Raw genomic sequence first — 12,078 nt, forward strand, 5'->3', positions numbered from 1 at the left:
CCCCCCGCCCCACCCCCCCCCCCCCCCCCCCCCCCACCCCCCCTACCCCCCCCCCCCCCCCCCCCCCCCCCCCCCCCCCACCCCCCCCCCCCCGCTGCAGTTTTCGGGGATATTTCAGGGTATGGGCGCAGTTTCGCCGGATCTCACGGTGGCTGAAAACCGCCGGTGCTCAGCCCTTCCCGAGCGCCCGCTCCACCTCGATCTCGATGACCACCCGGGACGGGTTCGGCGACGGCGTCCGCTCGTACCGGTCGGCGTACCGCCGCACCGCCTCCGCCACCCGCTCCGGCTCGGTCCGCACCCGCGCCCGCCCCTCCAGCGTGGCCCAGCGCCGGCCGTCCACCTGGCACACCGCCACCCGGGCGCCCTCGGGTCCGGCCGCGCGTATGTGCCGGGCCTTCGCGCTCGTTCCGTTGGTGATCACCCGGGCCAGCCGGGCCTCGGCGTCGTACGTCACGCCCACCGGCACCACGTGCGGGCTGCCGTCGGGGCGCAGGGTCGTCAGGGTGCACAGGTGTCGTTCGCGCCAGAAGGCGAGGTACGGCTCGTCCATGCGCGGAAACCTAGCCCCGAAGCGCTCCCGCCCGGAACCTTGAGTGGAATAGACTCAAGTTTGCGTATGCTGGTTAAGTCAGCAGTGGACAGTGGTCGAGGAGGAGAACGGACACCGTGGACGCCGAGCTGACCAACAGGAGCCGGGACGCGATCAACGCGGCCAGCAACCGTGCCGTGACCGAGGGGCACCCGGACCTCACCCCCGCTCACCTGCTGCTGGCTCTGCTCCAGGGGCAGGACAACGAGAACATCACCGACCTGCTCGCGGCCGTCGACGCCGACCAGGCCGCCGTGCGCGCGGGCGCCGAGAAGATCCTGGCCTCGCTGCCCAGCGTGACCGGGTCCACCGTCGCGCCGCCGCAGCCCAACCGCGAGCTGCTGGCCGTGATCGCCGACGCGGGCGAGCGCGCCAAGGAGCTGGGTGACGAGTACCTGTCCACCGAGCACCTGCTGATCGGCATCGCCGCCAAGGGCGGTGCCGCCGGTGAGCTGCTCACCCGGCAGGGCGCCGAGGCGAAGAAGCTGCTGGAGGCCTTCAGGAAGGCCAGGGGAGGACGCCGCGTGACCACCGCCGACCCGGAGGGCCAGTACAAGGCCCTGGAGAAGTTCGGCACCGACTTCACCGCCGCCGCCCGCGAGGGCCGGCTCGACCCGGTCATCGGGCGGGACCAGGAGATCCGGCGGGTCGTGCAGGTGCTGAGCCGCAGGACGAAGAACAACCCGGTGCTCATCGGTGAGCCCGGCGTCGGCAAGACCGCCGTGGTCGAGGGGCTCGCGCAGCGGATCGTGAAGGGGGACGTGCCCGAGTCGCTCAAGGACAAGCGGCTGGTCGCGCTCGACCTCGGCGCGATGGTGGCCGGCGCCAAGTACCGCGGCGAGTTCGAGGAGCGGCTGAAGGCCGTCCTCGCCGAGATCAAGGACTCCGACGGGCAGATCATCACCTTCATCGACGAGCTGCACACCGTGGTGGGCGCCGGTGCCGGCGGGGATTCGGCCATGGACGCGGGCAACATGCTCAAGCCCATGCTCGCCCGCGGTGAGCTGCGCATGGTCGGTGCGACCACGCTGGACGAGTACCGGGAGCGGATCGAGAAGGACGCCGCCCTGGAGCGCCGCTTCCAGCAGGTGCTGGTCGCCGAGCCCACGGTGGAGGACACCATCGCGATCCTGCGCGGGCTCAAGGGGCGGTACGAGGCCCACCACAAGGTGCAGATCGCGGACAGCGCGCTGGTGGCCGCCGCCACCCTGTCCGACCGGTACATCACCTCGCGCTTCCTGCCGGACAAGGCCATCGACCTCGTGGACGAGGCCGCCTCGCGGCTGCGGATGGAGATCGACTCCTCGCCCGTGGAGATCGACGAACTCCAGCGCGCCGTCGACCGGCTGAGGATGGAGGAGCTGGCGATCGGCAAGGAGACCGACCCGGCCTCCCGCGAGCGGCTGGAGAAGCTGCGCCGCGACCTCGCCGACAAGGAGGAGGAGCTGCGCGGCCTCACCGCCCGCTGGGAGAAGGAGAAGCAGTCCCTCAACCGCGTCGGTGAGCTGAAGGAGAAGCTGGACGACCTGCGCGGGCAGGCCGAACGCGCGCAGCGCGACGGCGACTTCGACACCGCGGCCAAGCTGCTGTACGGCGAGATCCCGCAGCTGGAGAAGGAGCTGGAGGCCGCCTCCGCCGCCGAGGAGGAGGCCACCACGGACACCATGGTCAAGGAGGAGGTCGGCGCCGACGACATCGCCGACGTCGTCGCCGCCTGGACCGGCATCCCCGCCGGGCGGCTGATGGAGGGCGAGACGCAGAAGCTGCTGCGCATGGAGGAGGAGATCGGCCGGCGGCTCATCGGGCAGAACGAGGCCGTACAGGCGGTCAGCGACGCCGTACGGCGGTCGCGGGCCGGGATCGCCGACCCCGACCGGCCCACCGGGTCCTTCCTCTTCCTCGGCCCGACCGGTGTCGGCAAGACCGAACTCGCCAAGGCGCTCGCGGACTTCCTCTTCGACGACGAGCGGGCCATGGTCCGCATCGACATGTCGGAGTACGGCGAGAAGCACAGCGTGGCCCGGCTGGTCGGCGCGCCCCCCGGCTACGTCGGCTACGAGGAGGGCGGCCAGCTGACCGAGGCCGTGCGCCGGCGCCCGTACAGCGTGATCCTGCTGGACGAGGTGGAGAAGGCCCACCCGGAGGTCTTCGACATCCTGCTCCAGGTGCTGGACGACGGCCGGCTGACGGACGGTCAGGGCCGTACGGTCGACTTCCGCAACACCATCCTGGTGCTCACCTCCAACCTGGGCAGCCAGTTCCTGATGGACCCGCTGACCAGTGAGGAGCAGAAGAAGGAGCAGGTGCTGGAGGTCGTCCGGTCCTCCTTCAAGCCGGAGTTCCTCAACCGGCTGGACGACCTGGTCGTCTTCTCGGCGCTGACCAAGCCCGAGCTGGAGCGGATCGCCCGGCTGCAGATCGAGCGGCTGGGCAGGAGGCTGGCCGAGCGGCGGCTCACGCTGGACGTCACCCCCGAGGCGCTGGCGTGGCTGGCGGAGGAGGGACTGGACCCGGCCTACGGCGCCCGGCCGCTGCGCCGCCTGGTGCAGACCGCCATCGGCGACCGGCTCGCCAAGGAGATCCTCGCCGGCGAGGTCAAGGACGGCGACACGGTCCGCGTCGACCGCTTCGGCGAGGGCCTGCTGGTGGGCCCGGCGACGGGGAAGACGCTGTGACGCTCAGGTTCTGACGCTCAGGTTCTGACGCTCATGTGGTGAACGCCGAGAACCGTACGAGGGCCCGGTCCGGGCCCTCGTACGGTTCTCGGCGTCCGCCGCGTACGCGCCGAAACCCGGGTCGGACAGGCCCGGGAACAGCCCGGCGTAGTCCGCGGAACCCGCCTGGAACTCCAGGTGCAGACACAGGTCGACGGAGTCCGGGTAGCAGTACCGCGTCTTCGGCTCCGACGCGACCGGATAGGCGGTCTCCAGCCAGTCGCGCCAGGACCAGCGCGGGCAGTGCCGTGATCGCCGCGACCAGCCCCCACCGGGTACGACCCCGTCCCGTCACACCCGTCACCTGTCCCCCATCCGTCCGGCCGCGGGAATCATGTCAGCCGACGGCGGACAGGCGGGCGTCGGGGCTTGCCTCCCCCCTCCCCGCATGGGGGAGGATGGCGGCATCCGCATGAAGGGAAAAACACGGTGAGCATCGACCCGTCCTCGATTCCGAATTTCGGGGGCCAGCCCGAACCGCAGCCCCAAGGACCGGCGGGCCCCGTCCTCCCGGATCAGGACCTGGTGAAGCAGCTTCTCGACCAGATGGAGCTGAAGTACGTCGTCGACGAGGAGGGTGACCTCGCCGCGCCGTGGGAGCAGTTCCGCACGTACTTCATGTTCCGGGGTGAGGCCGAACAGGCGATCTTCTCGGTGCGGACCTTCTACGACCGCCCCCACAAGATCGACGAGCGGCACCAGCTGCTGGAGTCCATCGACGAGTGGAACCGCCGCACCCTGTGGCCCAAGGTGTACACCCACACCCACGACGACGGCACCGTCCGTCTGATCGGCGAGGCCCAGATGCTGATCGGCACGGGCGTCGACATCAACCACTTCGTCTCGTCCACGGTCAGCTGGGTGCGGGCCGCGATCGAGTTCGACAAGTGGCTGGTCGAGCAGCTCGGCCTGGAGCAGGAGGTCAACGACTCCGAGAAGCCCGAGGACGACGGGGAGTAACCGGCCCCGGCCGGTCCGGGGGCGTCCGCTCCCGGACCGGGTCCACCGCGCCCGCCCGCGCCGCGGCCGCCGCGCTCACATGGCCCGCAGCCGCTGCGCCGCCTCGCGGAGCACGTCCTCGCGCTTGCAGAAGGCGAACCGCACGAAGGGCGCTCCCGCCTCCCGGTCGTCGTAGAACACCGCGTTCGGGATGGCCACCACCCCCGCCCGCTTCGGCAGGGCCCGGCAGAAGGCGAACCCGTCCTTCTCGCCGAGGGGCCGGATGTCGGTGGTGATGAAGTACGTGCCGGCCGTCCGGAACACCTCGAAGCCCGCCGCCGTGAGCCCCTCCGCCAGGATGTCCCGGCGGGCCAGCATGCCCCGGCGGAACTCCTCGAAATAGGAGTCGGGCAGGGCGAGAGCCTCGGCCACCGCGTACTGGAAGGGGCCCGAGGCGACGTACGTCATGAACTGCTTCACCGAGCGCACCGCGCTGACCAGCTCCGGAGAGCCGGTCACCCAGCCGACCTTCCAGCCGGTGAACGAGAACGTCTTGCCGGCCGAGCCGATGCTCAGTGTGCGCTCGCGCATCCCGGGGAACGTCGCCAGGGGCAGGTGCTCGGCGCCGTCGAAGACCAGGTGCTCGTAGACCTCGTCGGTCAGCACCAGCAGGTCCCGCTCCACCGCCAGCTCGGCGATCGCGGCCAGTTCCGCGCGGGTGAGGACCGTACCGGTCGGGTTGTGCGGGGTGTTGACCAGCAGCAGCCGGGTGCGGTCGGTGACCGCCGCGCGCAGCTCGTCCAGGTCCAGCCGGAAGCTGCCGTCGTGCGGCCTGAGGGTCACCGGCACCCGGGTGCCGCCCGCCATCGCGATGCTCGCCGCGTAGGAGTCGTAGTACGGCTCCAGTGCCACCACCTCGTCCCCCGGCTCGACCAGCGCCAGCAGCGAGGCCGCGATCGCCTCGGTGGCGCCCGCCGTGACCAGCACCTCGGTGTCGGGGTCGTAGGACAGGCCGTAGCGGCGCTGCTGGTGCGCGGCGATCGCGGTGCGCAGCTCGGGGACGCCGGGGCCGGGCGGGTACTGGTTGCCGCGGCCGTCGCGCAGCGCCCGCACGGCGGCCTCCCGGATCTCCTCGGGGCCGTCGGTGTCAGGGAAGCCCTGGCCCAGGTTGATCGACCCGGTCGCCACGGCGAGCGCCGACATCTCGGCGAAGATCGTCGTCCCGAACGCGGCGAGCCGACGGTTGAGGTGAGGACGTGCGCTGGAGGTCATGCCGGTCATCCTGCGCTCAAGCTCTGGAGTTCCTCAACTCTGCTTTGCGGCAAGCGGCGGCCGGGAATCCCCCCGGCACCGCGCGAGACGCGGCAACAGGCGAGGCGCCCACGGGGGGCCGCTTCGGGGGAACGGAAGGAGGGTGACGCCATGGTCGTAGGCATCATCCTGGCGGTGATCGTGGTGGTGCTCCTCGCGGCGGGGCAGTCCCGCAGGAGCAGGAACGCCCGGCTGTCGCTGAGCAGGTCCGGGCGCGGGCGGAACCGGCCGTACCGTTCGTCCTCGTCCTCGTCGTCCTCGTCGTCCGCGTCCTACGCGGTGGGGGACGGTTCGAGCAGCTGGTGGGCCGGCGGCGGGGACTCCGGCTCGTCGGGGCACCACGGCGGGCACCACGGCGGGCACCACGGGGGCCACTCCTGCGGGAGCAGCCACTCCTGCGGTGGCGGTTCGTCGTGCGGCGGGGGATCGTCGTGCGGCGGCGGCGGGGGCGGATGCGGGGGAGGCAGCTGACACGGGGCAGCTGAGCTTTCCGGAGCAGGGGGAACCGCATCCGGGCCGCACCCACCGGGCGCCCGCCGGACAGACCGTCCGGCGGGCGCCCGGCCGTTCCGATCCCGCGCCGGGCGCACGCCATGGTTGAACAGTTGAGCTGTGGAGCCCTCTGAGGGATGGAAACCCCACGAAGTTGGGTAAAAACGCTGTGGCGTCGCCACTGTTCATGATTCCCTCTAAATCGCCAACGCAGCCCCTCGGACGTCCCCAGACTCCCCACACCGGCCGGGCCGGCTGGGCTGACATGGCCGATCTCCCCCTCATTTGCGTGTTAGCGGAGCCGATCCATGCTCACGACCCTGAACACCACGTACACCGATACGCGCGCTGCCGACCTGGCCTGGGCCCTGGGACGCGAACCGCTGCCCGCCCTGGCCACCCTCGATCTGGAACTCACCGGCGCCAAACTCCAGTTGCGGCTGCTCGGCGCCTCCCATCAGGTGCTCCTGGAGGAGGAGCGGGGCAGCTGTTCGGAGACGGTCGCGTGCATCCCCGGCTCCAGCACCCCGCTGCCGCTGGGTGTCGCCAAGCGGGTCGGCGACTGGGAGTACGAGTTCGCAGCCCGCGTCGAGATCCTCACCCCCGGCTCCTTCGCGGGCCGCGCCCAGGAGTTGCTCGCCCTCGTCTCCGACCATCCGCACGGCCTCGCCGGGGTCTTCCCCGGCAGTCCGCACGCCTTCACCGCGATGCTGGCCCAGCGGCACGAGGGCCAGGTGCACTGGCGCACCTGGCACGCCTACCCGCAGGACGGCCAGCTGGTGGCCACCCGGACCCGGGTCGGGGCACGGACGAGGGCGGCGGCTCACCAGCATGCGGCGACATAAACCCGCCATGCGTCAACTGCCCCCAGATCCACACGTGTGGGTGACGAAGCGTGCCGAGGATGTGACGTAACGTCGCAGCGTGATCGAACCGCACGCCCCCGCGCCCCCGGGTGCCCCGCCCTCCTGGACAGGCCCCGCACGGCTGCCCGTCCGGCCCGGCACCGGGCGGTTCCTGGTCCTCGTGTGCGTCTTCGTCTGCGCCGCCTGCGGACTCGTGTACGAACTCGAACTCGTCGCGTTCGCCTCCTACTTGATCGGCGACTCGGTCACCCAGGCCTCCGTGGTGCTGTCCGTCATGGTGTTCGCGATGGGCATCGGCTCCCTCGGCGCCAAACGGCTGCGCTGGCACGCGGCGGCCGGGTTCGGTGCCGTCGAGTCCGCCCTCGCCCTGGTCGGCGGGTGCAGCGCCATGGCCCTGTACGCCGTCTTCGCCTGGACCGCCGGCTGGGGCGGGATGTGGGCGGAGGGACCGCGCTGCCTCCTGGTCGCCTTCTCCCTCGCCATCGGCCTGCTGATCGGCGCCGAGGTCCCGCTGCTCATGGAGCTGATCCAGCGCATCCGCCGGCAGGACGCGGGCGGCGCGGTGGCCGACCTGTTCGCCGCGGACTACGTCGGCGCGCTGGTCGGCGGCCTCGCCTTCCCCTTCCTCCTGCTGCCGTTCCTCGGCCAGTTGACGGGCGCCCTGCTGACCGGAACGGTCAACGTCGTCGCGGGCGGCGCCCTGGTCCTCGGCCTCTTCCGCCGCGACCTCAGCCGCCGCGCCCGCTGGACCCTCCTCCTCACCGGCCTCACCGTCCTCGGTGTCCTCGCCTCCGCCGCCGCCCTCGCCGGCGACTTCGAACGCGCCGCCCGGCACGCGGTGTACGGCACCGACGTCCGGGTGGCCGTGCGGACCGGCGTCCAGGAGGTGGTCCTCTCCGGCGGCACCGGCGGCCGCCCCCTCGACCTCTTCCTCGACGGCCGCCTCCGCGTCGGCGGCCACGACGAACACCGCTACCACGAGGCCCTGGTCCGGCCCGCCCTGACCGGCCCGCACGCGCGCGTCCTCATCCTCGGCGGCGGCGACGGCCTGGCCGCCCGCGAGGCGCTGCGCCACCGCGGGGTGCGCCGGGTGGACATCGTCGAACTCGACCCCGGCCTGGTGGACCTGGCCCGCCGCGACCCCGGCCTGTCCGCCGCCAACGGGCACGCCCTCGCCGACCCGCGCGTGCACATCACCACCGCCGACGCGCTCGCCTGGCTGCGGGAGCCGCGCGGACCGGCGTACGACGTCGTCATCGCCGACCTCCCCGATCCCGGCATCACCGCCAGCACCAAGCTGTACTCCCAGGAGTTCTACGGCCTGGCCCGCCGCGTCCTGGCCCGGGACGGCCGCCTCGTGGTGCACGCGGGACCCGTCACCACCCGCCCCCGCGCCTTCTGGACCGTCGCCGCGACCCTGCACACCGCCGGTTTCGCCGTCTCCCCCTACCGCGTCCTCGGTCACGACTCCGGCTTCGCGGCCGGCCCCGACCGCTCGACGGACACGTCCCGGGCACCCAGGGACTGGGGGTTCCTGCTGGCGGCGCCGGGGACCGCGCCACCGGTCCTGCGGGTGCCTCCCGGCCACTCCGGGGGGCTGACGCAGGGGGAACTTGCGGCGGACGCGCGGGCGGCGGAGGGGACGCGGGTGGAGGGGCTGGCGGCGTCGACGTTGGTGCATCCGAGGTACTGAGGGGTCACCCGCCCGCTGCCGGGCCGGCCGAGTCGCCCGGGTGAGTTCCGGCCACAACTGGGTAGGCTCCCGCACCATGGAGCACCAGGTCTTCCTCCCGGCCCCCGCCGAACAGCTCCGGACCGCCCTGGCCGACCAGGCCCGCGTGGCCCGCGCCGTCCCCGGCCTGCAACAGGACGCCGGTGCCGAACCGATCAACGGCCGCCTGAAACTCCGCGTCGGCGGACACTCCGTCACCTACCGGGGCACGGCACACGTCACGCCCCACGAGGACGGCGGGTACGCCATCGAGGCCGACGCCACCGAGGCCCGCGGCACCGGCTCGGTCAAGCTCGCCCTGACCCTGCGCCTCACGGACACCGAGGGCGGCTGCACCGTCACGGCCGAGGGCACGGCGGACGCGACCGGCCGGATCGCGGAACTCCCGGCGGAGACGGTGACCACGGCGGCGACGAGGCTGCTGACCCGGTTCCTGGAGGCCCTGGCGGCGAACGGCGCCGAACGGCCGACGCCCCCCGCCGACGCGGACGCCGACGCCGAGACCGACAGCGACACCGACGCCACCCGCACCTCCGTCTTCGAGACCGAGGTCCCCCCGCCCTCCCTGGACCGGGACTTCGCCGAGACCGGCGAACCCCCCGCCGAGGCCGCGCACGCGCGCCGCACGATGATCGGCCGCAGCGCCGAGGAGGTCGACCACGCCCCGCCCCGCGGCCGCTACGCCCCCGTACCGGCCCCCCAGACCGTCGTCGGCAACCCGGCCCTGCGCTGGGCGGCACCGGCAGCGGCGCTGGCGCTGGCCTCCGCGATCGTCGTGGGCAGGGCCCTGCGCAAGCGCCGCTGACGAGACGCCCGACCGGACCCGCCCACAACCGGACCCGCCCCCAGTACTGTCGTCCCGTGAGTAACGAAGACATCACGCTGACCGCGGGCGAGGCGGAAGTACGCGTCAGCCCGGCCAACGGCGGCCGCATCAGCAGCCTGAGGACCGGCTCCCTGGAACTGCTGAGGCAAGGGCCCCGCTACGGCTGCTTCCCGATGGTGCCCTGGTGCGGCCGGACGAGGGAGGGCCGCTTCCTGGACGGCGGAACCGTCCGCCAGATGCCGCTCAACTCCCCGCCGCACGCCATCCACGGCACCGCACGCGACGGCGCCTGGCGCACCGCGCGCGTCACGGAGAACGAGGCGGTGATCACGTACGAGCTGACCGACCCCTGGCCGCACCCCGCCCGCGTCACCCAGGTCGTCGCGCTCGCCGAGGACGCCCTGACACTGACGATGTCCGTGGAGACGTACGACGACTCCTTCCCGGCCCAGCTCGGCTGGCACCCCTGGTTCCACCGCAACCTCGGCGGCGAGGACGTCCAGCTGGACTTCAAGCCCGCCTGGCAGGAGGAGCGCGGCGCCGACCACCTGCCCACCGGGAACCGCATCGACCCGCGGCCGGGCCCCTGGGACGACTGCTTCGGCATGCCCGGCGGCGTCGACGTCACCCTCACCTGGCCCGGGCAGCTGGAGCTGAAGGTGACCAGCCGCGAGGAGTGGGTGGTGGTCTACGACGAGCAGGCCGAGGCCGTCTGCGTCGAACCGCAGACCGGTCCGCCGAACGGGCTGAACACCCTCCCGCGCCTGGTCACCCCGCTGGACCCGCTGGAGGCGACGACCACCTGGAGCTGGCGGCGGCTCTAAGCTGGTCGGCATGACGGACGTACGTGGCGCGCTGCTGCAGCAGATCAAGGACAAGGCCGTGGTGCACGGCAAGGTGACCCTCTCCTCCGGTCTGGAGGCCGACTACTACGTCGACCTGCGCCGCGTCACCCTCGACGGCGAGGCCGCCCCGCTGGTCGGCCAGGTGCTGCTCGACCTGACCGCGGACCTGGAGTTCGACGCGGTCGGCGGACTCACCATGGGCGCCGACCCGGTCGCCGCCGCCATGCTGCACGCCGCCGCCGCGCGCGGGCGGCGGCTGGACGCGTTCGTCGTCCGCAAGGCGGCCAAGGCGCACGGGCTCCAGCGCCGCGTCGAGGGCCCCGACATCACCGGCCGCCGCGTCCTGGTCGTCGAGGACACCTCCACCACCGGCGGTTCCCCGCTGACCGCCGTGGAAGCCGTCCGCGAGGCCGGTGCCGAGGTCGTCGCCGTCGCGACCATCGTGGACCGCGCGACCGGCGCCGCCGAGAAGATCGAGGCCGGCGCGGGCGTTCCGTACCTGTTCGCCTTCTCGAAGGATGAACTGGGTCTGGACTGACGCGCGCCTTTGACCTGGACTTGACCGAGACGCCGACCATGCGGTCGGGTCTGGAAAGATGGGGCCGACGACGACGTCGAACCCCCAGGTCTAGGTCAGGGCCGTAACGCAGAACGCCAACCCGCAACTCAAGGAGCGGACAGATGCCCATCGCAACCCCCGAGGTCTACAACGAGATGCTCGACCGGGCGAAGGCAGGCAAGTTCGCCTACCCGGCCATCAACGTCACGTCCTCGCAGACCCTGAACGCCGCCCTGCGCGGTTTCGCGGAGGCGGAGAGCGACGGCATCGTCCAGATCTCGACCGGTGGGGCCGAGTTCCTCGGCGGCCAGTACAGCAAGGACATGGTGACCGGCGCGGTCGCGCTCGCCGAGTACGCGCACATCATCGCCGAGAAGTACCCGGTCAACATCGCGCTGCACACCGACCACTGCCCGAAGGACAAGCTCGACGGGTACGTGCGTCCGCTGATCGCGATCTCCGAGGAGCGCGTCAAGGCCGGCCGCAACCCGCTGTTCCAGTCGCACATGTGGGACGGCTCCGCCGAGACCCTCGCCGACAACCTGGCCATCGCCCAGGAGCTGCTGGAGCGCACCAGCGCCGCCAAGATCATCCTCGAGGTCGAGATCACCCCGACCGGCGGCGAGGAGGACGGCGTCACCCACGAGATCAACGACGAGCTGTACACCACCGTCGACGACGCGATCCGCACCGCCGAGGCCCTGGGCCTGGGCGAGAAGGGCCGCTACCTGCTGGCCGCCTCCTTCGGCAACGTGCACGGCGTGTACAAGCCGGGCAACGTCGTCCTCCGGCCCGAGCTGCTGAAGGAGCTGAACGAGGGCGTCGCCGCCAAGTTCGGCAAGGCCGCCCCGTTCGACTTCGTCTTCCACGGCGGCTCCGGCTCCACCGAGCAGGAGATCCTGACCGCGCTGGAGAACGGCGTGGTGAAGATGAACATCGACACGGACACCCAGTACGCCTTCACCCGCCCGGTCGCCGGTCACATGTTCCAGAACTACGACGGCGTCCTGAAGGTCGACGGCGAGGTCGGCAACAAGAAGGCCTACGACCCGCGCACCTGGGGCAAGCTGGCCGAGGCGAGCATGGCCGCGCGTGTCGTCCAGGCCACGCAGAACCTGCGCTCGGCGGGCAACAGGATCAAGTAAGCGCCACGGCGCCCGGTGGGCCCGGCGGCTGTCCATGCCGCCGGGCCCGCTGTATAC

Annotated in this window: 11 protein-coding genes; 9 read left to right on the plus strand and 2 right to left on the minus strand. The window is 72.2% G+C overall.

The features are described 5' to 3' along the window. Nucleotides 1-169 precede the first annotated feature (169 nt). A complete protein-coding gene (locus tag ACZ4U1_RS09045; RefSeq protein ID WP_467901485.1) occupies nucleotides 170-553 on the minus strand; it encodes a pyridoxamine 5'-phosphate oxidase family protein in 384 nt (127 codons plus the stop codon). A gap of 116 nt (nucleotides 554-669) precedes the next feature. Between ACZ4U1_RS09045 and clpB the strand changes: the two genes are divergently transcribed. Together clpB and ACZ4U1_RS09055 are read left to right on the plus strand one after the other, a co-directional pair. Then, nucleotides 670-3,267 (plus strand): ATP-dependent chaperone ClpB, encoded by a 2,598-nt coding sequence (gene clpB / locus ACZ4U1_RS09050; RefSeq protein ID WP_467901487.1) that lies wholly within the window; start codon nucleotides 670-672, stop codon nucleotides 3,265-3,267. Nucleotides 3,268-3,735: 468 nt separating this feature from the next. Beyond that, the gene (locus ACZ4U1_RS09055) at nucleotides 3,736-4,266 is read left to right on the plus strand and encodes a YbjN domain-containing protein (protein WP_467901489.1); all 531 of its coding nucleotides are present in this window, start codon (nucleotides 3,736-3,738) and stop codon (nucleotides 4,264-4,266) included. A 75-nt stretch (nucleotides 4,267-4,341) separates the two neighbouring features. Here the strand turns inward: ACZ4U1_RS09055 and ACZ4U1_RS09060 are convergent, their stop codons facing one another. Next, nucleotides 4,342-5,526, minus strand: a complete 1,185-nt coding sequence (locus ACZ4U1_RS09060) for a pyridoxal phosphate-dependent aminotransferase (protein ID WP_467901491.1) — start codon at nucleotides 5,524-5,526, stop codon at nucleotides 4,342-4,344. 141 nt (nucleotides 5,527-5,667) lie between these two features. On the opposite strand from ACZ4U1_RS09060, the gene ACZ4U1_RS09065 reads away from it, so the two are divergent. The 7 genes from ACZ4U1_RS09065 to fbaA all read left to right on the plus strand — a co-directional run bounded on the left by ACZ4U1_RS09065 (nucleotide 5,668) and on the right by fbaA (nucleotide 12,021). Further along, nucleotides 5,668-6,027 carry a hypothetical protein gene (locus tag ACZ4U1_RS09065; protein ID WP_467901492.1) on the plus strand — a complete coding sequence of 120 codons (360 nt, stop codon included), beginning with the start codon at nucleotides 5,668-5,670 and terminating at the stop codon, nucleotides 6,025-6,027. Nucleotides 6,028-6,356: 329 nt separating this feature from the next. Continuing rightward, nucleotides 6,357-6,893 (plus strand): DUF2617 family protein, encoded by a 537-nt coding sequence (locus ACZ4U1_RS09070; protein WP_467901494.1) that lies wholly within the window; start codon nucleotides 6,357-6,359, stop codon nucleotides 6,891-6,893. A gap of 79 nt (nucleotides 6,894-6,972) precedes the next feature. Beyond that, the gene (locus ACZ4U1_RS09075; RefSeq protein WP_467901496.1) at nucleotides 6,973-8,607 is read left to right on the plus strand and encodes a polyamine aminopropyltransferase; all 1,635 of its coding nucleotides are present in this window, start codon (nucleotides 6,973-6,975) and stop codon (nucleotides 8,605-8,607) included. 76 nt (nucleotides 8,608-8,683) lie between these two features. Beyond that, nucleotides 8,684-9,451 (plus strand): SRPBCC family protein, encoded by a 768-nt coding sequence (locus tag ACZ4U1_RS09080; RefSeq protein WP_467901498.1) that lies wholly within the window; start codon nucleotides 8,684-8,686, stop codon nucleotides 9,449-9,451. A gap of 56 nt (nucleotides 9,452-9,507) precedes the next feature. After that, entirely contained in the window at nucleotides 9,508-10,296 is a 789-nt protein-coding gene (locus ACZ4U1_RS09085) for an aldose epimerase family protein (RefSeq protein ID WP_467901499.1), read from the plus strand. 10 nt (nucleotides 10,297-10,306) lie between these two features. Next, the gene (gene pyrE / locus ACZ4U1_RS09090; protein WP_467901501.1) at nucleotides 10,307-10,855 is read left to right on the plus strand and encodes an orotate phosphoribosyltransferase; all 549 of its coding nucleotides are present in this window, start codon (nucleotides 10,307-10,309) and stop codon (nucleotides 10,853-10,855) included. Between the two features lie 143 nt (nucleotides 10,856-10,998). Next, complete coding sequence (fbaA, locus tag ACZ4U1_RS09095) at nucleotides 10,999-12,021, plus strand: class II fructose-bisphosphate aldolase (protein WP_467901503.1); 1,023 nt, start codon at nucleotides 10,999-11,001, stop codon at nucleotides 12,019-12,021. Nucleotides 12,022-12,078: the final 57 nt, after the last annotated feature.

The organism is Streptomyces sp. NPDC028928 (assembly GCF_055564915.1).

Excerpts from the sequence above, each read along its gene's own strand:
- ACZ4U1_RS09045 (WP_467901485.1), bottom strand. The coding sequence starts at position 553 with ATGGACGAGCCGTACCTCGCCTTCTGGCGCGAACGACACCTGTGCACC.
- ACZ4U1_RS09060 (WP_467901491.1), bottom strand. The coding sequence starts at position 5,526 with ATGACCGGCATGACCTCCAGCGCACGTCCTCACCTCAACCGTCGGCTC.
- ACZ4U1_RS09065 (WP_467901492.1), top strand. The coding sequence starts at position 5,668 with ATGGTCGTAGGCATCATCCTGGCGGTGATCGTGGTGGTGCTCCTCGCG.
- ACZ4U1_RS09070 (WP_467901494.1), top strand. The coding sequence starts at position 6,357 with ATGCTCACGACCCTGAACACCACGTACACCGATACGCGCGCTGCCGAC.
- ACZ4U1_RS09080 (WP_467901498.1), top strand. The coding sequence starts at position 8,684 with ATGGAGCACCAGGTCTTCCTCCCGGCCCCCGCCGAACAGCTCCGGACC.
- pyrE (WP_467901501.1), top strand. The coding sequence starts at position 10,307 with ATGACGGACGTACGTGGCGCGCTGCTGCAGCAGATCAAGGACAAGGCC.
- fbaA (WP_467901503.1), top strand. The coding sequence starts at position 10,999 with ATGCCCATCGCAACCCCCGAGGTCTACAACGAGATGCTCGACCGGGCG.